Origin of the sequence: Nonomuraea sp. H19 (genome assembly GCF_052068215.1) — a bacterium.
In the GTDB taxonomy this organism is placed as follows: Bacteria; Actinomycetota; Actinomycetes; order Streptosporangiales; family Streptosporangiaceae; genus Nonomuraea.
Genome location: NZ_JBQHCV010000002.1, coordinates 212,764 through 231,716, shown reverse-complemented (window position 1 = coordinate 231,716; position 18,953 = coordinate 212,764). Strand labels below are relative to the sequence as shown.

Below are 18,953 nucleotides of genomic sequence, written 5' to 3'. Positions count from 1 at the left end.
TCGTGCGCGGTGGTGTCGCCTAGTGGCCGAGGGCGCACGCCTCGAAAGCGTGTGATGGGGCAACTCATCCGTGGGTTCAAATCCCACCACCACCGCCGCTAAATTGGGCCTCCGACCTGCATCAACAGGTCGGAGGCCCTTCGTCTGCCAAGATCATGAGGGCATTTGGGGGCATCAGCCCTCAGCCGTGATCACGCAGACGGTCTCCCGGTGGCGGTGGTCGCTCACCTTCCGACCCGGAAGGAACGCCAGAGAATGGCATCGATCGAACCGCGCAAGGGCGTCAAGGGGCGCATGAGCTACCGCGTCGTCTGGTACATCGACGGCAAGCGCGAGAACGGACGTGACAGCGAAACGTGCGACTTGCACGCGATCGCAAAGCACTTCAAGAACCTCGTCGAGTTGGCCGAAGAGAACCGTCCGGCGGGCTATCCCAAGCGCTGCAGGGGCATCTGCATCGACCAGCGGCCCGAGACCGAGCCCGCCCCGACCGGCCGCGGCCGGTGCGAGCAGTCCGCCGACGTCCCCACGTTGGGCGAGGTCCTCGACCGGTATCTGAACCAGCCGAACCACCCGGCCGAGGAAGTGCAGCGCATCGGCTACCGGCGCCAGTTCGATCGGCACGTCCGTACGGCCATCGTCACCCTGGAGGACGGCACCCGCGTCGGCCCGCTCGGAGGGCTGCCTGTCACCGAATACACCGCTGACGTCGACCAGGCATGGGTCACCTGGATGCAGGGGCGCACGCACCAGGTCAAGGGTGAGCTGGTCCCGTACTCCGCCAAAACCATCCACAACATCCACGGCGGGATCATCTCCCCGACCCTGGCCTACGCCAGCGTCAAGGGCCTCATCGACGCCAACCCCTGCGACAGCGTTCGGCTTCCGGAAAAGTCGGTGCGCGCCGTGACGCGCGACGAGGTGCCGACCGCCGAGGAGATCGCATACTGGATCGCGCTCGCCTACCAGGTGAGCGAGTTCGCCGGCGACCTCGTCACGCTGGCCATCGCCACGGGCCTGCGCTTCGGGGAGCTGACCGCTCTGCGGCGCTGCGACATCGACCTCAAGCGGCGCCTGCTTACCGTGGCCGGGGCGATCAAGGAGCGGCGCGAGCCGCGTGAGCTGTACCGAGCCAACTACGGCAAGACCGACACCGCCTTGCGGACCATCCGTATCCCCAAGAGCGCGCTGTTCATGCTGCAGCGCCGCATGGAGGACCTACCGCCGCAGGGGCTGCTGTTCACCGCGCCCAGGGGCGGCATCCTGCACTCCAACGGCTGGTCACGCACCTGGACCAAGGTCGTCGATCTGGCGCAAGAATCTGGCGTCATCACCGCGGCCACGCTGCACAAGATGCGTCACTTCCACGCCACCGAACTCCTGGCGGCCAACGTCTCCATGGACACTGTCAGCCGCCGCCTCGGCCACGCCTCAGTGCTCGTCACCAGCGCCATCTACGGGCACCTGACGCCGGAGGCAGACCAGCGTGCGGCCAACATCCTGGACGCCGTGATGGGCGGCCGCCAGCCGAAGAAGCGAAAGAAGACCAAGAAGGAGAAGAAGGCCGTGGCCAATCTCCTGCACGCCATCCCGGCCTAGGTCGTGGCTTCAAATGTGACCTATCAGTAGATCACGGGTCATCCGCCCAGGCGCCTTGACGATCCGCTGTTCAGGGTGGCCAGGGCGCCCCTTGGCGCTGCGGCGGCCGGGTCCAGGGCCCTGGAAGGGGATTGGGGCAACGCTCCGGTTCTGCCAGGGGAGATGGGCGGAGCGAGCGGTCAGGCGGGTCCGTCTCACCTCGTTGTCGAAACATGCCGGGACGGACCCGAAGGCCGCCCCGGCATCGTGATATTGAGGTGGTGACTGTTAGGGGTAGAGAACCAAGAGCTGGTAGTAGCGGGCCGACCCGGAATGGACGACGTGGCAGTTCCAGTCAATGGCGCCGTTGTACCTCCACTCCCACTGCCCGTGGCGCTCGCAGTCTGACTTGTACGTGTGGTCGCTCTTGTGGACCCACCCGGAAGGCGCGACGGGGGAGGTGAGGGCGGGCTGCGCGGCGCTGGCCGGAGCGGCGGTTAGGCTCACCGCGGCTGCCGTTGCGGCGATGAGAACGGCCAGGGCTTGTGTGGGCTTGCGTAGCATGACAGGTCCTCTCCTTAATGCTTGCGTGAGGTTGCAAGCATTCGGCTTGTCGTCCTCCACTCCGTGAACGTGGCTCCGGGGCGTGAGTGGGGGACGCTCGGACGGTCGGCCGTAGTGCATCGAGACCTCATGATGATCCGAGCCGCCATGAAATCGCCATAAGGACGCCACAGGCCGCAATGGATCACGCGAGCTAGTGCCAGCCCGCACCGAACGAGCCCTGCCGCATAGAGCGGCAGGGCTCGTTTTGGTTTCTTAGCGAGGCCGGCGACCGCCAGGCTCAGGTTCGAGACGATCATGCGTGTGGAGCTCGAGGTACGTTGTCCTATCAGCCCGGATCTGGGTTTGATCCGGGAGTTGGTCCGCATCCACGGCCACCACAGCGGGTTACGCGGCCATCGGCTGGACGATCTGGTGTTGGCGGTCAATGAGGCGGTCACCAACGTTTTAGACCACGGCGGCAAGGCGGGGATGGTCACCTCCCGCAGGACCAGAGACGGGATAGCCGTGGAAGTCCTCGACCGCGGGGCCGCTTGACTCCCGGCCATCTGGCTGGCGCCGATATCGACTCGACCGCCTCGCATGGGTTCGGCTTGTGGGTGATCCAGCGTTTTTGCGATGCGGTCGTCCTGGAGCAGACCGGCCGAGGCTCCTTGCTAAGCCTGCACGTGCGTCGCCAATCCGCCGCGGGTGTCAACGTGCCCGCTCAACAGAGGTTGCCGAATCCGTAATGTGGCGGGGTATCGGCGTCACGGCGGAAGGTTTATGGTGCGCGCATGGATGCCTCCGGGGAGTCTTTGCCTCGCTCAGCGGGAGCTTCTCCAGGGTCACTGATGCTGGCCCATCAGCATCTTCCCGGCGTGAGCCTGATCGCGATCGATAACGAGGTCGATCGCACCAACAGCGCCGAACTGGCGGAGTACATCAGCCGCATCCGGCGGCCGGGCGATCAGACAGTTTCATGCCCGTTTGCAGCCTCTGTCCATTTTGGCAGGGAGGGAGACGTGACCGACAAGGGCCGGCGCCCCGATCCGAATCCCGGGCGAGCTGCCGCAGATCGAAGCTACAACGTGCGCGGCGAATCGTCTTAAGCGTTGTCGACAGGAACGAGTCGGGAAGCGATCTTCAACGAAAAGCGGTGCACACCGGCCTGGTCGCCAGACGGCGTGAACACCCACCCAGGGCCGTTCTTGAGATGGCGGAGCACTGCAGCGCGTTGGCGTGGCTCGGCTGAGGGACATGCGCGATCACGCTCCTAGGACGAATTCGTGCTGCTGGCCGGCTTGGTAGAGACCGTCACTCATCGGCTGTTCTGGGCGAGTTGCCGCTCCAAGCGGTCGAGGGTTGCTGTCGCCGCGTTACGGACACCAAGCGGAACCAGAGCGGCCCGCCCCGGAACGCGTACCCCTCCGGTGAGCGCCATCCGGGTGCCGCCGCCGGGTTCCGGCGCGCAGGCGATCCCTATGAGCAGAAACCGGCTCTGCGCCCAGAACCAGCCAGGCCGGTGCACCCCCACCAGGTGAGCCCGGAAACCCCAGCGGCTGCGGGCGTCGAGCTCGATCCGGTCCCCCTCGTGGATAGTCACACGGACACGTCGCATGTCGGGTTCGATCAGCCCGAATGTCCCCTCGAAGTCGGAGACGAGCCGCCACACCGCCTCGAACGCGGCTGGGATGACTCGTTCGGTCACCGCCGCGCCGTACACACCCGCCGCAAGCGCGCGGAAGCGCGCGATCTCGTCCACATGGGCGATCGGCCACTGTTCGGTCATGACGACCATGCCTTCCGGAAACTCGCTCGCGCCCTGGCGAGCCGTGATTTGACGGTGCCTTTCGGTATGTCGAGGAGTGCCGCGGCGCTCTCCTCGTCGAGTCCCTCGATCTCACGCAGGACCAGGATCGCGCGGTGCTCGGGCGACAGCCGCGCCAGGGTGTCGTGGATGTCGGAGGCCAGGAGCGGGTCGTTCCGGGCGGGCACCTCGGTGAGGTCGGCAACCTCGGTGCGGCGATCGCGGCGGGCGATGCGCACCGCCTCCCGTACCGCGATGGCACGCACCCAGCCGTGCAGGGCCTCCGGGCGAGACAGGTTGCGCAGGCCCCGGAACACCGCGATGAGTGTTTCCTGGGCGGCGTCGGGACCACTGGACAACGCGATCGGGCCGCAGACGCGTGCCACGTATGGCGCGAGGAGGTCCAGGAGTTCGGCCATGGCGAGGGTGTTCCCGCCTCGGGCGCGCTGGACCAGCTCGATGTCGACGGGAGTCACGACAGAAAGGCTTTCATGAGCGAGGTCACCTCGTCGGGGCAGTCGAGGGTGATGGCGTGTCCGCAGCCGTCGAGGACGTGCGTCTCGGTGTTGGGCATCAGCTTGGCGAACCGGGCGGCCTGCCAGGAGGGCAGGATGGTGTCCTGCTCGCCCCACACGATCAGCGTCGGATGGGTCGTGTTCGCCATCCGGTTCTGGGTGCGCCGCCAGTCCAGACCGCGTTCGAGTTCGTACACCGATCTGAGGTTCTCCGTGGCGGTGAACGGCCGCCAGAACGCCTCAGCCAGCTCGGGGGTGGCGCGTTCCGGGTGGGCGAACAGGCCCGGGACGCTCGCGCGCACCGCCTCTTCGGAATAGCCGAAGTTGACCAGTAGTTCCCCGATCACCGGGATCTTGAGAATCTCCCAGCTGAAGATGTCGGGCACATCGAGGCCGGAGGAGGCCAGCAGCACGAGCCGGTTCACACGCTCGGGGTGGCTCTGGGCGTACGACAGGGCCCAGCCCCCGCTCCAGGAGTGCCCGGCAAGGTCCGTGCGAGCCAGGCCGGCCGCGTTGAGGAACGTTCCGATCGCGGTTTCCATCGCGGGCAGGTCGTAGGCGAAGCCGGGATCGTGCAGTTGGGTGTATCCCTGCCCGGGAAGGTCGACGACGTACACCGTGTGGCTCGCGGCCAGGGCCTTCAGCTCCGGTTCCCACGCATAGGTGGTGGCGGTCCCGCCGGGTAGCAACACCAGCGGCGGGCCGGAGCCTTCCCGCAGGTAGTGGAAGCGGGCCAGGCCGGTGTCCAGGAACGCTGACCTGGCGTCGGGCGGGGCGGGGTAGGTGCCCGAGCCGGGGGAGAACGTGAAGGCGGCGAACGCGATGCCCGAGGTGAGCAGCAGGGGCAGCCCGAGGGCCAGCCGGTGCGCCCACTGGCCCTTCACCATCCCGTGCCGGGCGATCCGGTAGGCAGCCAGGGCGAGTGCGGCGCAGGCGGGCAGGTACAGCAGCAGGTTGAGCCAGTAGAAAGCCTGCCCGGCGGTTGGGCTGCCGAACCCGAGCGCCCAGTCGGTGCGGAAGGGGAGTTGGGCGGTCGCCATAACGGCCACCGCGAGGGCGACCAGGTGGGCAAGTCTGCCCGCAACGCCGCCCCGTCCGTGGCGCAGGCGCCACCACAGCGCGAGTGCTGCCGTGGTGAGCAGCAAGGCAAGCGGCAGGAGGACTCTCGCGGTGAACGGCGCGGGGTATCCGAGCACTGCCAGGGACAGGGCGCGTTGGTCCCGGAACGGCCAGGTCGCCCCGGTCAGCCAGTACAGGTGGAGGATGGCGTCGGTGCCGAGCAACATGATGGCGAATTGCCCGGCCCGGCGGGTGAGTGGGTCGAAGGGGGGAGCGTTGGTCACGGTGACCCTTTCGGTGGTGCTGGGATGTCGCCGGGAAGAGGACGCCGTCCTGGCCCAGGTTCCATGGGTGATGGAGATCACATCGTGGAACGCGGAAGATCCCCTCTGCCGCAGGAGCGACACAGCACATCTCCCAAGCCCGTGCGCCCGCCTGGGAAACGATCACTCTGATCCCGGGAAGCGATCTCCTCCGTCTCTACATAAACCAACACACGACCACGGCCGAGATTGCGGCGCTCATCGGCGGCAGCAAACACCTGGTGAACGACGCTCTATGCGAGGCCGGAATCCCGCTCCGGCGACCAGGCCCACGGCGCTGACGGTTGGGTGCGTCATCGGCGTCCCGCTCGGGTCAGTGTGTCCTCGGCCTGTGTGGCCATCGCGGTGACCAGGTCCTCCGCCGAGGGCAGGTCGGTGATGAGGTCGACGGCCTCCCCCGCCCAAACGGGCAGCGGGGGATCGCGCCGCGTGCCACGTCGTCCTGGTAGTCCTGAAGGGCTTGGGGATCGGCGGCGAGCTCGGCCTCCCGGCCGCGCCAGCGGTCGAGGTAGGGGTGGCCGAGGGTGCGGGCGGGGTACTTCGACGGCCACCGGGAGCCTCGCGCGATGTCCAGCACGGTGCTGCGCTCGGTGTCCTGGCCCTCCCCCTCGAGGATCGCCTTGGTGATCGAGGGATCGACCAGGGCCTCGGTGGTGGCTTGGAAGCGGGTGTCGATGAGCGCTCCGGCAGCGCCCAGCACAAGAGCCGCCGCGAACGCCTTCACAAGCTGCGCACCTCCGGTGCGATACCGCAACGCCTCCTCACTCCTGAGGCGGCCGACGCCTGGATCGAGGAAGCAGCCGACACGGCGGTCCTGCCTTCTCACGCCACGGCTGGGAGCCTTCAGCGGCCTGACACTGCTACCGCCAAGGCCAAGGGCTCCTGCGATCCCGACCTCGCCGTCTCGAGCGGCTCGGCGTCCGGACGGACGTTGTCGCGCGGGCTGCTGCCGCCTGCCGGAAACTTCGGCTTCGACGGGCCGCTGGGAGGTATCCCATGGCTGCGCCGAACAGTGAGTTCTATCCGAAAGCCCGCGAGGCGCGCGCAGGACTTCCTGATCCTCGCCGACGGCTTGCCGTGCCGTACGCAGGCGGGCCAGGGCACCGGCCGCCGCGGGCTTCACCTCGCCGAAGCGCCCTGAGCCCATCCCGGAACCATCCCTGAGTCGACCCTGAACGGTCCCTGAGAACGGCTCTGCTCGGGCTTTCCCGCACCTAACGTTACGGACGCCCCAAGATCCATTCCAGGAGGAAAGCTCATGTACAGCGTGGCCGCGTTCGTCATCGCGGGTCTCGTGGCCGGTTCGAGCCTCGGTGCCGCTCCCCTCGCGAACGCCGCGCCGACGGCGGCGGTCACGAGCATCCAATGGACACCCTGCAAACCGGACACTCCGGAGTGGGCGGTGTGGAAAGGGGCGGAGTGTGCGACCCTCCGGCTGCCCGTCGACTGGGCCCGTCCCGACGGGCCCACGTTCGATCTCAAGATCGCGCGCCGTACGGCTACTGGCCCGGGAACGCGAGTGGGCACGCTGGTCTTCGGCCCGGGCGGACCCGGCGACTCCGGCGTCGAACGTGTGGGCACCGGTATCACGCGCTTCAGCGCCGAGGTCCGCCGCAGGTTCGACATCGTCAGCTTCGATCCCCGCGGAGTCGGCGGCAGCAGCCCCGTGACCTGCCCACCGGAGAAGCTCGCGGCCCGTCCGTCGCCGGAGCTGACCAGCCAGGCCGACTTCGAGGCCACCGTGAGGTACAACCGGGAGCTGCGCGACGAGTGTCGTCAGCAGAGCCCCAACGGGATCTTCGACCACCTCGACGCAGCCCAGGCGATCCAGGACCTGGAAGCCCTCCGCGTGGCGCTCGGGGAGGGGAAGCTCACCTTCCACGGCAGCTCGTACGGCACGATGCTCGGCGCCCAGTACGCCGAGACCTATCCTCGTCACGTCCGGGCGATGGTGCTTGAGAGTGTGATGGACCACAGCGTCCCCCGCACGCGGACCTTCCTGGAGAACGAAGCGGCGGCCGCGCAGGATCTCTTCGACGAGTTCGTGAAGTGGTGCGGCCCCAACGCCAAGTGCGCGCTCCATGACCGCGATGTACGAGCCGTCTGGAAGGGACTGCTGGCCCGCGCCGAGAGCGGCAGGCTGGCCACCCCGCCGCACCTGGTGCGCAGGCTGGGCGCTACCGTGTCGTCGATCGACCTGGTCAACGCGATCGCCTTCCAGCGGTTCTACCAGGGTGACTTCGCGGGCCTGGCCAAGGAGATCGATGCGATGGACAGGAGCGCGCCGGTGAACGGCCCGGCGCCGAGGTTGTCCCCCTTGCCGCCCACCACTCCGATCTTCTGCTCGGACTGGCGTCTCCCCGTACAGGACTATCGGGGGTACGCGTCGCTGGTGCGGCGGATGAACGCCATCGCCCCCGACATGCCGTACCTGCTGCCCCTCCGGATGGTGGCCGCCTGCCTCGGCGCGCCGACCGCCAACCCCCAGCACCGCCTCGATCCGGCGGCACAGCAGGCCCCGCCGGTTCTGCTGTCGAACGCGCTGCACGACCCGGCGACGCCGCACCGATGGGCCGCGTCCGTCACCCGCCAGTTCGGATCGAAGGGCGTGCTGCTCACCTACGACGGCTGGGGCCACGGCAGCGCCACCAGCGGGCCCTGCATGGAGAACACCGTTGACCGTTACCTCACCGACCTCACGGTCCCACCGCGCGGCACCCACTGCCCCGCCGTGCGGTAGTAACAGGAGAAGGAACCCCGCCGCCGAGAACGAGGGCCCATATTCGTCAGGCTGCTACGCACACTCGACGCGGCTCTGAATCACCATGGGTCGGCCGTAGTTGTCCCGAGGGTCGGCGACCGGCGTGTGCGACTCATCACAGGCCCAAAAGGGTGGGCGGACGGGTTCAAATCCCACCACCACCGGCGTCAGCGAGAGGGTCCCCGAGAATTCGGGGGCCCTCTCCGCGTCTGCCGCCCTGCCGGAGACGCTCGGTGAGCACTACCGGGGCTGTTCGGCGGGGGTCTGCTCCGGCACGACGCTCGGCGGCACCGTCCCGGGCTCGAGTCGCACCGTCGGCCCGTTCTCGGTGGTCTCCTCCAGCGAGTCGTGTACGGCCACGGTCGCGCGATCGGTGAGCACGAAGAACACCGCGCCACCCGCGGCCAGCAACAACATCGGCATCCCGATGGCCAGCAGCAGGATCACATCCAGGTTGCCGTTCTTCGGCGGTGGCGGCTGGTGGTCGTAGTAGGGCGGGGCCGGCGTGGTGTATCCGTATCCGTGCGGCGGTTGCTGCCCTGGCGGTTGCTGCGGATACGACACGGCATTCTCCAAAATGATGTTGAAAGACGCTGCTGTGACGCCCGAGACCGCGCGCGGGTTGACATAGAAAAGGGAGCCGCGATTGCGGCTCCCTTTTTCGCTTTCTCAGCTGGGCAGTTCGAGGACTCTGGCGTGCAGGATCGATCGTTGGTGCAGGGCGGCGCGCAACGCGCGGTGCAGGCCGTCCTCCAGATAGAGCTCGCCCTGCCACTGCACCACGTGCGGGAAGAGATCGCCGTAGAACGTGGAATCGGCGGCGAGCAGTGAGTGCAGGTCCAGCATGGCCTTCGTGGTGATCAAAGAGTCGAGCCGGACCTGCCGTGGAGGTATCTGCGCCCACTCTCGGTTCGTCAGACCGTGGTCGGGATAAGGGCGTCCGTCGCCGACAAGCTTGAAGATCACCCCCCTGATTTTAGGAGAGAATCCGATTCCTTGCGCTATCGGACCTCGTCAGCCCAGGTCGGCTTGTTCGCAGTCGGCGGGCGCGCCGTTTTTGTAGCCCTGCTGGAAGGCGGCGACGCGTTGCTCGGAGCTGCCGTGCGTGAACGATTCAGGATCGATTCTGCCCCCGGTGCGTTGCTGGATTCTGTCGTCGCCGACCGCGGCCGCCGCGTCCAGGGCCTCGGAGATTTCCTCGTTTGTGAAGGGCCTTTCGTAGAAGCCGGTGGTGACCGCGTTGCGGGCCCAGACTCCGGCGTAGCAGTCGGCCTGCAGCTCGACGGGGACCGAGCTGCCCGATTGGAGGTAGCCGAGGAGGTCCTGCACGTGATGGCCGTACTCATGGGCGATCACGTACGCCTGGGCGAACGGCCCGCCCTTGGCGCCGAACTCGCTGTGGAGCTGGTCGAAGAAGCTCAGGTCGAGGTAGACGCGCTGGTCGCCGGGGCAGTAGAAGGGGCCGACCGCCGAGCTGGCGGCGCCGCAGCCGGTACGCAGGCTGCCCGAGTACAGCACGGTCTTGGACGGGCGATACTCCGAGATCTCCCGCTTCCAGTAGTCCTGGATGCTGTTGACCACGCCGACGACGCGGCACCGTTCGGACTGGTCGGCGTCCTTGCCCGTCTGGCACTGCTCGGCGAGGTTCGAAGGGGGCCGCCGCTGGGCGGGCTCGGTGCCGCCGCCCACGTTGTTGAGCACGAACACCAGCACGAGTGCGATCAAGCTGACGATGCCGCCGCCACCTATGACCATCCCGCCGGGGAAGCCGCCGCCGGAGAACCCACCACCTCTGCCGGCGTCCTCCACCTGCGAGGGATCGAGATCGACCTGGTCTCTGAAGTCCATCGCTGACGTTCCTTCCGGGGGTGTCCGGAGGGACAACTTCCCCAAAGAGCCGCCTAGATGCCCCCGGAGAAGGTGTCACACCGCTCGGGGCGTTCCCATGCTGAAACGACGACGCGACGGGATCTTTCCTGATACATCCGATAATGTGCTGATATGACGGGTGCTTTGATCGGAATTGCGCTGGTTTCGCTGGGGATGGTGCTCACTCCCGGCCCGAACATGATTTACCTGGTCTCACGCTCGATCACCCAAGGTCCTCGGGCGGGCCTGATCTCTCTCACCGGTGTCTTCCTCGGCTTCACCGTCTATCTGACGGCGACCTGCCTCGGGCTGACGGCCGTCTTCGCGTACGTCCCCGCCGCCTACACGGCTCTCAAACTGGCCGGCGCCGCGTACCTGCTCTGGATGGCCTGGAACGCCGTCAAGCCCGGCGGCATGTCCGCGTTCCAGCCTCGCGCGCTCGCAGTCGAGCCCGCGCGCAAGCTGTTCGGGATGGGCCTGCTCACGTGCCTGCTCAACCCCAAGATCGCCATCCTGTATCTGTCGCTGCTCCCGCAGTTCATCGACCCGGCCATGGGCCACGTGCTGCTGCAGAGCCTGGCGCTCGGCTCCGTCCAGATCGTCGTCGCCACCACGGTCAACGGCCTGATCGCGATCTCGGCGGGAAGCCTGGCGGCCTTCCTGGCCGCTCGCCCGGTGTGGCTGCGGGTCCAGCGCTACGTCATGGGCACGGTGCTCGGCGGCTTCGCGATCCACATGGCCACCGATCGCTCCAAGGCCATGGTGGCCGCCTGAGCGACCTCCCGGCATGCCCTCATGGGGTCACGTGAGTCCTGAACCGCTCGTGGGCGGCCTGCTTGGAGATCCCCATCGCCTCCCCTACCTCGGCCCAGGAGGCGCCGGCTTCCCGGGCCCCGGCGACGGCCTGGTCGAGCAGCGTGCGCTGCCAGCTCTCCACGTGAGACAGCAGGGTGAGGGCGGCGAGAGGGCGCTCGGCCGCGAGCTTCACGATCTGCTCGCACAGCAGGTTCGACTTGGTCACCAGCCAGCTGGGCGGTGCGGCGGCGAGGAGTGGCGGGGCGTGCCTGCTCCACCACCGGTACTCCGCCTCTTTGGCCCCCTCCGGCGTGGCCGGGAACCGACGCCGGTCGGCCCAGCCGCAGGAACACGTCGCCTGGTAGCCGACGAAGGTCTTGGTGAAGGCACTGGCGGACGGGGCCAGTTCGCCGTCGGGGAGCACCGGTGCGGCGAAGCCCTCGTGGTCCGGGATATCGGCTATCTTCAACGTCATAATCGTCAAGATATCCTGACGGGTAGCCGCAAGCGCAAGGCCGCCGCCGAACCTCGGCCACACGATCACCCGGCGAACTCCGTCAGGTCCGGCCAGACCTTGCCGAACGCCTCGTAACCGGCCCGCCCGAGCGGCATCGCCGTGCTCTCGTGCTGCTCGCGACACTTGAGCTCGTAGGCCTCCGCGACGCACTCGATGTCCTTGAACGTGGAGCGGACCGGGGCAGGGCGGACGCGGAGTGGGCGGGACGCCGGCGGTGCCGGCAACTCCGGCACGACGTACGATTCGCATGTGACCAGCAGACCTGCCGCGGCACAGCACCTGCGCGACCTCGCGCGGCTGCGCCGCGTTCGCGATCGGATCGACCGGGAGTACGCGCAGCCGCTGGACGTCGAGGCGCTCGCCCGTGGCGTGAACATGTCGGCCGGGCACCTCAGCCGCCAGTTCCGGCTCGCCTATGGCGAGTCGCCGTACTCCTATCTGATGACGCGGCGCATCGAGCGCGCGATGGCGCTGCTGCGTCGTGGCGACCTCAGCGTCACCGAGGTCTGCTTCGCGGTCGGCTGCTCGTCGCTGGGCACCTTCAGCACTCGCTTCACCGAGCTGGTAGGTGTGCCGCCCAGCACCTACCGGCACCAGGCGGCGCGCACCACGGCGGGGATGCCGTCGTGCGTGGCGAAACAGGTGACCAGACCGGTCAGGAATCGAGAAGCGCCGGTCGCCGAGCCGCAAATAGCCTGACCGCCATGGACATCACCATTCACCACGCCTTCCTCCCGCATGACGACCCGGAGGCCTCTCTGGCCTTCTACCGCGACACCCTCGGCTTCGAGGTCCGCAACGACGTCGGATACGACGGGATGCGCTGGATCACGGTCGGCCCCGCCGGCCAGTCCGGCACGTCCATCGTCCTCCACCCGCCGACCGCCGATCCCGGCATCACCGACGACGAGCGCCGCACCATCGCCGAGATGATGGCCAAGGGCACCTACGCCAGCATCATCCTGGCCACCAAGGACCTCGACGCCACCTTCGAGCGGCTGCAGGCCGGCGACGCCGACGTCGTCCAGGAGCCGACCGACCAGCCGTACGGCATTCGCGACTGCGCCTTCCGTGATCCCGCGGGCAACCTGATCCGCATCCAGGAGCTGCGCTGAGCCGTCCGGCGATCGCAGCCATGACCTGCACAGACGGCACCGTGAAGGAGCCCGCGCACGACGTGGGTGGCGGCCGCCTGGTGGCTGCCGTCACCGACCCCGATGGCAACGTCGTCGGGCGGCTTCAGAACCGATGAGTGCCGACCCCGCTCCCGCGCTCAGCGTCGTCGCGACACCGAGCATCCCCGCGACGTGTCCATGGCCGAGGGCGAAGTCGAGGTCCTCGAGATCGACGCACTGCCGGGGGGAGCGGGGTGACCGGTTCGCCGCGCACACTGGCTTCGACCCGCGTGCGCCGTACCGCTGGTGCCTTGGTTCTCGCGCCGAGAGCGACCCCGGCCAGCGCCGAACCGAGCCAGGCGACGCCGACGGAGACCGCGAACGCGGCCCCGCCTAACAGATGGAGACACGATGAGCATGACCACGAGGACGGACACGCAGTCGCCTGCGCTGCACGCCGCCGACAGCCACGATCTGATCCGCGTACACGGCGCGCGCGTGAACAACCTCAAGGACGTCAGCATCGAGATCCCGAAGCGCCGGCTGACGGTGTTCACCGGCGTCTCCGGCTCGGGTAAGAGCTCGCTGGTGTTCAGCACGATCGCTGCCGAGTCGCAGCGGCTGATCAACGAGACCTACAGCGCCTTCGTACAGGGCTTCATGCCGACGTTGGCGCGGCCGGAGGTCGACGTGCTCGACGGGCTGACCACCGCGATCATCGTCGACCAGCAGCGGATGGGCGCGGACCCCCGCTCCACGGTGGGCACCGCCACCGATGCCAACGCGATGCTGCGCATCCTCTTCAGCCGGCTCGGACAGCCGCACATCGGCTCGCCCCAGGCCTTCTCCTTCAACGTCCCCACGGTCCGGGCGAGCGGCGCGATCACGGTCGAACGCGGCAACCGCAAGACCGAGAGGGCGACCTTCACCCAACTCGGCGGCATGTGCACGCGCTGCGAAGGCCGGGGCGCGGTCTCCGACATCGACCTCACCCAGCTCTACGACGACTCGAAGTCGCTCGCCGAGGGCGCGTTCACCATCCCCGGCTGGAAGTCGGACAGCTTTTGGACGGTACGGGTCTACGCCGAGTCGGGCTTCGTCGACCCGAACAAGCCGATCCGCGAGTACACCAAGAAGGAGCTCCAGGACTTCCTCTACAAGGAGGCGACCAAGGTCAAGATCGAGGGCGTCAACCTCACCTACGAGGGGCTGATCCCCAAGATCCAGAAGTCGTTCCTCTCGAAGGACCGGGAGGCGATGCAGCCGCACATCCGGGAGTTCGTGGACCGGGCGGTCACCTTCACGACCTGCCCCGAGTGCGACGGCACCCGGCTCAGCGCGGAGGCCCGCTCCTCGAAGATCAAGGGCATCAGCATCGCCGACGCCTGCGCGATGGAGATCCGCGACCTGGCCGAATGGGTTCGTGGACTGGACGAGCCGTCGGTGGCGCCGTTGCTCGCCAAGCTGCTGCACACCCTCCAGTCGTTCGTGGAGATCGGGCTGGGCTACCTCTCGCTCGAACGGCCTGCGGGCACGCTGTCGGGCGGCGAGGCGCAGCGCACCAAGATGATCCGCCACCTCGGCTCGGCGCTCACCGACGTGACCTACGTCTTCGACGAGCCCACCATCGGCCTGCACCCCCACGACATCCAGCGAATGAACGCCCTGCTGCAGCGGCTGCGGGACAAGGGCAACACGGTGCTCGTCGTCGAGCACAAGCCGGAGGCGATCGCGATCGCCGACCATGTCGTCGACCTCGGTCCCGGCGCCGGTACGGCAGGCGGCACCATCTGCTACGAGGGGACCATCGAGGGGCTGCGGGCCAGCGGCACCATCACCGGCCGCCACCTCGACGACCGGGCCGCCCTCAAGGAGACGGTGCGGACGCCCAAGGGCACGCTGGAGATCCGCGGCGCCACCCGTCACAACCTCCAGGACGTCGACGTCGACATCCCGCTCGGCGTCCTCTGCGTCGTCACCGGAGTCGCCGGCTCCGGCAAGAGCTCGCTGATCCACGGTTCCATCCCCGCCTCCGCGGGTGTCGTGTCGGTCGACCAGGCGCCCATCCGCGGCTCACGGCGCAGCAATCCGGCGACGTACACCGGGCTGCTCGACCCGATCCGCAAGGCGTTCGCCAAGGTCAACGGCGTGAAGCCGGCGCTGTTCAGCGCCAACTCCGAGGGCGCCTGCCCCGCCTGCAACGGCGCCGGTGTCATCTACGTCGACCTGGGGATGATGGCCGGCGTCGACACCCCCTGCGAGGAGTGCGAGGGCAAGCGGTTCCAGGCCTCGGTGCTGGAATACCACCTCGGCGGCCGCGACATCAGCGAGGTGCTCGCGATGTCCGTGACCGAGGCCCAGGAGTTCTTCGGCGCCGGGGAGGCGCGTACTCCGGCCGCGCACGCCATCCTCGGCCGGCTCGCCGACGTCGGGCTTGGCTACCTCAGCCTCGGCCAGCCGCTCAATACGTTGTCCGGCGGCGAGCGGCAGCGGCTCAAGCTGGCCACTCACATGGCCGACAAGGGCGGCGTCTACGTCCTCGACGAGCCGACCACCGGCCTGCACCTCGCCGACGTCGAGCAGTTGCTCGGCCTGCTCGACCGGCTCGTCGACGCCGGCAAGTCGGTCATCGTCATCGAGCACCACCAGGCGGTCATGGCACACGCTGACTGGATCATCGACCTCGGCCCCGGCGCCGGCCACGACGGCGGCCGGATCGTCTTCGAGGGCACACCCGCCGACCTCGTCGCCGCCCGCTCCACCCTCACCGGCGAGCACCTCGCGGCCTACGTCGGCGCCTGACCGAGGCCCTCTGCGGACATCATGAGACGAGTGATTATCGGCGAGCCCTGACTTCGCGACCTTCGGCGTCGTACCTCACAGCGCCCGGCTGGCCGTTGACCCAGGCCAGCCGGAGGGAGATGCCCAAGGTCCGGCCCCGGCCGAGCGCGCCGACGAGAGCCGCGCGACGCACTGCCGCCCGGCCAGTGGCTTCCGAACATCTGCACCTTGCCGCCACCGTCCCCGTGGGAGCACCACGTCGGGCGCGAGCATTACGCCAAGATCCAGCGCTCCGGCCGATCCGCTGGCACGGCTCACCACGTGCACCAGACCATCCGCGCTGCGCTCAACGAGGCCGTACGTCGTGGCCACATCATGAAGAACCCGGCGACGCCGGCGAAGGCTCCGGTTCTCACAGATGCCGAGATCGAGCCGTACGACATCGAGGAGATCCGCCTCCTGCTCAGGGTCGCTGACGCGCTGCCAAGGAACAGCGCGCGGTAGGAAATCGCGCTCGCCCTCGGCCTGCGACAGGGCGAAGCCCTTGGCCCACGAATGAAAGGCCCTGCTAAAGGCCGCTGGCCTACAGGACGGACGTCTTCACGACGCCCGGCCACACCGCTGCGCTGAGGAGGGCCACCTAATGATCACTTGCGCAGTCCTGACGACAGTCGCCGACGCGCGCGCCACCCTCACTTCACCCCGAGGCGGCCCGCAACAGCCGAAGCTGACCAATCTCAGTGACGTTCTTCATCAGCTCGGAATTCACCCAGGCGACCATATGGGCGACGGTGTGCTCGGAGTCCGTTGGCCATGGGAAGGGCGGGGCTGTGGCGTCCAAGTCGGCGTCGGTGAGGCGATCCAGCACCGCCAACCAGTCCTCACGGAGGCTGCGCAACCACTCGATGGCGGTCCTTCCATCACCTGGCCAAGCAATCTCGGCCCTCTCCCGCGGTGTCCGGCCCTGAGCGTGATCGATAGTCACGCTCCACCACCAGCCGATATGCCAGCTCACCCAACCGATCGTGGGAATCGGGACGGGATCAGGCTCGATCTCCGCCCAGTCAGGCACCCAGGTCCCCTCGACGTCCGGACGCACGGTCCAGCAGCGGGAAGCGGGCTCCCACAGGAAGTCCGCGGGCTCCAGCCGCTCCAGGTGGTAATCGAACAGCGACCAGGTCAAGTCGAACTGCCAGCGCAGCAGCTCGCATCGGGATACATGCATTGGTTGATGATGACAGAATCTGCAGCGCATAGCAAAAATGCAATCAACTTAAGTTTCAGAGTAGACTCCTCCCATGCAGGAAGGACTGCGGGAGCGCAAGAAGCGGCAAACTCGGCAGCGTATCTCCGAGGTGGCCATCGGCCTGTTCGTGGAGCGCGGCTTCGAGAACGTGACGATCGCCGAGGTCGCGTCGGCCGCCGAGGTGTCGGTCAACACCGTCTACAACTATTTCGAGTCCAAGGAGGATCTTGTCCTGCCGCAGGAGGAGGCCTCCCCGCAGCGGCTGGCCGACATCGTGCGGCAGCGTCGGCCGGGGGAGTCCGCGGCAGGTGCGGTGCTGGCGCGCCTTCGGGAGGAGGTGCGCGGCCGCGAGCGCCGCGTCGGGCTGAGCGCCGGATTCGGAAGCGTACTGGAGATGATGCGAGCCGCGCCCACGCTGTCCGCCCGGCTCGAGGACCTCGGCCGCCAGATGACGGACGCGCTGACGGTTGTACTCGCCGAGGAGACTGACGCACCCGAGTACGATCTGCTGCCGCGCGTGGTCGCCTGGCACATCGGCTGCCTGCACGCACTGGTCATGACCGAGATCGGCAGGCGAACGGCTGCGGGCGAGCATCCCGACGCGATCGCCGAGGCCGTCCTCGAATTGCTGGACATCGTGGAGAGCCTGCTTGGTGAGCGAGTCCTGGGCTATGCCGTACGAGAGGAACGACCGTGTTCAGAGTGACGATCAGAGGCAAGTTCAAGGGGCTCGACGCCGCCGAACGGGCCGCCGTGATGGCGGTGAGCAGCGCCGCCTACACCGAGATGGGCACGTTCACCCACGACGCGAGCGTATCGACCTTCACCTTCCGCTGTCAGGTGCCCGCCGGGCCAGACGACGACGAGGACGACGCCGCCCTACATGCGATGGCCGCGCTGGAGGCGCACGAGTATGCGCACGAGATCTTGCAGGTCGCGGTGACGGACATGCGTAAGATCAAAATTCGCCGAAAAGGGCGCGACGGTTAGTTGAGCGAACCTCCGAGCCTGGTAGGGCCTCCGCAATATCCCCTGGCGCTCCTGGACGACCCCGACGGGTTCACCGGGGTTCGACCCAGCGCCAGCACCTGTTCCGGTTGAGATCATCGTCATCGCTTAGGGGACAGAGGGGACATCGCTGCCGAAGTCGCGTGCGAGCTTTCTAGGGGCCCACGGATTTCATGCCATGCAGCTCCGAGCAGGTCAGCAGTTGAGGGAGGCGGTGGTCTGGGGCCGGCCTGAGGTGGGGTCCAAGGCTACGGGGAACGTTCGCCCGTCGACCACCCGGATCTCAACCGAACTCGGCCCTGTCCACTTGACCGAGTCGAAGGCGTCATCGGGGTCGTCGCCATTGAAGCAGCCGAGATACCACTCCCTGCTGTGAAGCCCGTCGTCCCTGCGGACGCTGAGCCACATCAGCGTGTCTGGTCCGAGTCCCGCTGTCGACTGCTGAAGCCGGATCCTGTACGGGGCCGGTCCGTCGACGAAGCCGAACTCCTTGGTAGCGGTGAGCCCAGTGGCGACCAACCCCACGAACAGCGCGGCACTCCCGCCCAGCCCGGCAAGGATGAAGATCGCGGCACGTAGCCACCTCCACCGCAGCCCGCGGGCGGCCAACGCCATCAGCGCGCAGGCCAGCACACCGAGCGCGAACGGATGGTTCAGGTGTTCCCTCAAGAGCACCAGGTCGGAGTCTTGGACGTACACCAGAGCTCCGAGGCAGCCCGTGAAGAGCGAGGCGGCCAGCAGTACGAGTGAGCGAGTAGGCATCGCGGATCCCATTGGTGAGGTGCCACTGAGATCATGACAGCACTGCGGTGCCGTCAAAACTGAGACGCAAAGCGAAAGGGGTTGTGCCGATGATCACGGCGCAACCCCTTTGAGCTGGCGGAGGACGGGGGGATTTGAACCCCCGAAAGGTTGCCCTTTACACGCTTTCCAAGTCTGCAGACCTTCTTTCACCATCAGTCACCGGGGGTGTTGGCTGCGGCGCAGGCTCCCCGCCACCCCTGGTGAACGGCCCTGTACGGGGGTGAACTGA

23 protein-coding genes and 1 tRNA gene are annotated in these 18,953 nt (G+C 67.7%); 12 read left to right on the top strand and 12 right to left on the bottom strand.

The genetic code is table 11. The features are described 5' to 3' along the window. Positions 1 to 8 precede the first annotated feature (8 nt). Positions 9 to 95 (top strand) — tRNA-Ser (locus ACTMTI_RS04650). A gap of 160 nt (positions 96 to 255) precedes the next feature. Beyond that, entirely contained in the window at positions 256 to 1,599 is a 1,344-nt protein-coding gene (locus ACTMTI_RS04645; RefSeq protein WP_441118358.1) for a tyrosine-type recombinase/integrase, read from the top strand. Positions 1,600 to 1,866: 267 nt separating this feature from the next. Here the strand turns inward: ACTMTI_RS04645 and ACTMTI_RS04640 are convergent, their stop codons facing one another. Then, complete coding sequence (locus tag ACTMTI_RS04640; RefSeq protein ID WP_441118357.1) at positions 1,867 to 2,142, bottom strand: hypothetical protein; 276 nt, start codon at positions 2,140 to 2,142, stop codon at positions 1,867 to 1,869. 303 nt (positions 2,143 to 2,445) lie between these two features. Between ACTMTI_RS04640 and ACTMTI_RS04635 the strand changes: the two genes are divergently transcribed. Together ACTMTI_RS04635 and ACTMTI_RS04630 are read left to right on the top strand one after the other, a co-directional pair. Continuing rightward, the gene (locus ACTMTI_RS04635; protein ID WP_441118356.1) at positions 2,446 to 2,679 is read left to right on the top strand and encodes an ATP-binding protein; all 234 of its coding nucleotides are present in this window, start codon (positions 2,446 to 2,448) and stop codon (positions 2,677 to 2,679) included. A 323-nt stretch (positions 2,680 to 3,002) separates the two neighbouring features. Further along, positions 3,003 to 3,233, top strand: a complete 231-nt coding sequence (locus ACTMTI_RS04630; RefSeq protein WP_441118355.1) for a hypothetical protein — start codon at positions 3,003 to 3,005, stop codon at positions 3,231 to 3,233. 209 nt (positions 3,234 to 3,442) lie between these two features. Here ACTMTI_RS04630 and ACTMTI_RS04625 read toward each other — a convergent pair whose 3' ends face one another. The 4 genes from ACTMTI_RS04625 to ACTMTI_RS04610 all read right to left on the bottom strand — a co-directional run bounded on the left by ACTMTI_RS04625 (position 3,443) and on the right by ACTMTI_RS04610 (position 6,552). After that, positions 3,443 to 3,922, bottom strand: a complete 480-nt coding sequence (locus ACTMTI_RS04625; RefSeq protein ID WP_441118354.1) for an SRPBCC family protein — start codon at positions 3,920 to 3,922, stop codon at positions 3,443 to 3,445. Further along, a complete protein-coding gene (locus ACTMTI_RS04620; protein WP_441118353.1) occupies positions 3,910 to 4,407 on the bottom strand; it encodes an RNA polymerase sigma factor in 498 nt (165 codons plus the stop codon). The genes ACTMTI_RS04625 and ACTMTI_RS04620 overlap by 13 nt, the downstream gene beginning before the upstream one ends. After that, the gene (locus ACTMTI_RS04615) at positions 4,404 to 5,789 is read right to left on the bottom strand and encodes an alpha/beta fold hydrolase (protein ID WP_441118352.1); all 1,386 of its coding nucleotides are present in this window, start codon (positions 5,787 to 5,789) and stop codon (positions 4,404 to 4,406) included. Before ACTMTI_RS04615 ends, ACTMTI_RS04620 begins: the two co-directional genes overlap by 4 nt. 352 nt (positions 5,790 to 6,141) lie before the next feature. Beyond that, entirely contained in the window at positions 6,142 to 6,552 is a 411-nt protein-coding gene (locus ACTMTI_RS04610) for a hypothetical protein (RefSeq protein ID WP_441118351.1), read from the bottom strand. A gap of 534 nt (positions 6,553 to 7,086) precedes the next feature. Here ACTMTI_RS04610 and ACTMTI_RS04605 point away from each other — a divergent pair. Further along, on the top strand, positions 7,087 to 8,568 hold the full coding sequence (locus ACTMTI_RS04605) for an alpha/beta hydrolase (protein WP_441118350.1): 1,482 nt from the start codon (positions 7,087 to 7,089) through the stop codon (positions 8,566 to 8,568). A 261-nt stretch (positions 8,569 to 8,829) separates the two neighbouring features. On the opposite strand, the gene ACTMTI_RS04600 is transcribed toward ACTMTI_RS04605, so the two are convergent. The 3 genes from ACTMTI_RS04600 to ypfJ all read right to left on the bottom strand — a co-directional run bounded on the left by ACTMTI_RS04600 (position 8,830) and on the right by ypfJ (position 10,437). After that, on the bottom strand, positions 8,830 to 9,153 hold the full coding sequence (locus ACTMTI_RS04600; protein ID WP_441118349.1) for a hypothetical protein: 324 nt from the start codon (positions 9,151 to 9,153) through the stop codon (positions 8,830 to 8,832). 105 nt (positions 9,154 to 9,258) lie between these two features. Continuing rightward, positions 9,259 to 9,555 (bottom strand): type II toxin-antitoxin system VapB family antitoxin, encoded by a 297-nt coding sequence (locus ACTMTI_RS04595; RefSeq protein WP_441118348.1) that lies wholly within the window; start codon positions 9,553 to 9,555, stop codon positions 9,259 to 9,261. A gap of 48 nt (positions 9,556 to 9,603) precedes the next feature. Further along, a complete protein-coding gene (ypfJ, locus tag ACTMTI_RS04590) occupies positions 9,604 to 10,437 on the bottom strand; it encodes a KPN_02809 family neutral zinc metallopeptidase (RefSeq protein WP_441118347.1) in 834 nt (277 codons plus the stop codon). A 165-nt stretch (positions 10,438 to 10,602) separates the two neighbouring features. Between ypfJ and ACTMTI_RS04585 the strand changes: the two genes are divergently transcribed. Then, complete coding sequence (locus tag ACTMTI_RS04585; RefSeq protein ID WP_441118346.1) at positions 10,603 to 11,232, top strand: LysE family translocator; 630 nt, start codon at positions 10,603 to 10,605, stop codon at positions 11,230 to 11,232. Between the two features lie 19 nt (positions 11,233 to 11,251). Here the strand turns inward: ACTMTI_RS04585 and ACTMTI_RS04580 are convergent, their stop codons facing one another. Both ACTMTI_RS04580 and ACTMTI_RS04575 read right to left on the bottom strand, forming a co-directional pair. Further along, positions 11,252 to 11,728, bottom strand: coding sequence for a hypothetical protein (locus ACTMTI_RS04580; RefSeq protein ID WP_441118345.1), 477 nt, complete (start codon positions 11,726 to 11,728; stop codon positions 11,252 to 11,254). Positions 11,729 to 11,793: 65 nt separating this feature from the next. Next, entirely contained in the window at positions 11,794 to 12,003 is a 210-nt protein-coding gene (locus ACTMTI_RS04575) for a hypothetical protein (protein ID WP_441118344.1), read from the bottom strand. Positions 12,004 to 12,019: 16 nt separating this feature from the next. Here ACTMTI_RS04575 and ACTMTI_RS04570 point away from each other — a divergent pair, with 16 nt between their 5' ends. From ACTMTI_RS04570 to ACTMTI_RS04555, 4 genes are all read left to right on the top strand, one after another. After that, positions 12,020 to 12,469: a helix-turn-helix transcriptional regulator gene (locus ACTMTI_RS04570; RefSeq protein ID WP_441118343.1), complete on the top strand. Its 450-nt coding sequence runs from the start codon at positions 12,020 to 12,022 to the stop codon at positions 12,467 to 12,469. 5 nt (positions 12,470 to 12,474) lie between these two features. Beyond that, positions 12,475 to 12,885: a VOC family protein gene (locus tag ACTMTI_RS04565; protein ID WP_441118342.1), complete on the top strand. Its 411-nt coding sequence runs from the start codon at positions 12,475 to 12,477 to the stop codon at positions 12,883 to 12,885. Between the two features lie 411 nt (positions 12,886 to 13,296). Further along, positions 13,297 to 15,687 (top strand): ATP-binding cassette domain-containing protein, encoded by a 2,391-nt coding sequence (locus ACTMTI_RS04560; protein WP_441118341.1) that lies wholly within the window; start codon positions 13,297 to 13,299, stop codon positions 15,685 to 15,687. 207 nt (positions 15,688 to 15,894) lie between these two features. Next, positions 15,895 to 16,170: a hypothetical protein gene (locus ACTMTI_RS04555; protein WP_441118340.1), complete on the top strand. Its 276-nt coding sequence runs from the start codon at positions 15,895 to 15,897 to the stop codon at positions 16,168 to 16,170. A 193-nt stretch (positions 16,171 to 16,363) separates the two neighbouring features. On the opposite strand, the gene ACTMTI_RS04550 is transcribed toward ACTMTI_RS04555, so the two are convergent. Beyond that, a complete protein-coding gene (locus ACTMTI_RS04550) occupies positions 16,364 to 16,891 on the bottom strand; it encodes a DinB family protein (protein ID WP_441118339.1) in 528 nt (175 codons plus the stop codon). 73 nt (positions 16,892 to 16,964) lie between these two features. On the opposite strand from ACTMTI_RS04550, the gene ACTMTI_RS04545 reads away from it, so the two are divergent. After that, positions 16,965 to 17,618 (top strand): TetR/AcrR family transcriptional regulator, encoded by a 654-nt coding sequence (locus ACTMTI_RS04545; protein WP_441118338.1) that lies wholly within the window; start codon positions 16,965 to 16,967, stop codon positions 17,616 to 17,618. Then, a complete protein-coding gene (locus ACTMTI_RS04540) occupies positions 17,606 to 17,902 on the top strand; it encodes a DUF6204 family protein (protein WP_441118337.1) in 297 nt (98 codons plus the stop codon). Before ACTMTI_RS04545 ends, ACTMTI_RS04540 begins: the two co-directional genes overlap by 13 nt. A 213-nt stretch (positions 17,903 to 18,115) precedes the next feature. Here the strand turns inward: ACTMTI_RS04540 and ACTMTI_RS04535 are convergent, their stop codons facing one another. Next, positions 18,116 to 18,682, bottom strand: a complete 567-nt coding sequence (locus ACTMTI_RS04535; RefSeq protein WP_441118336.1) for a hypothetical protein — start codon at positions 18,680 to 18,682, stop codon at positions 18,116 to 18,118. Positions 18,683 to 18,953: the final 271 nt, after the last annotated feature.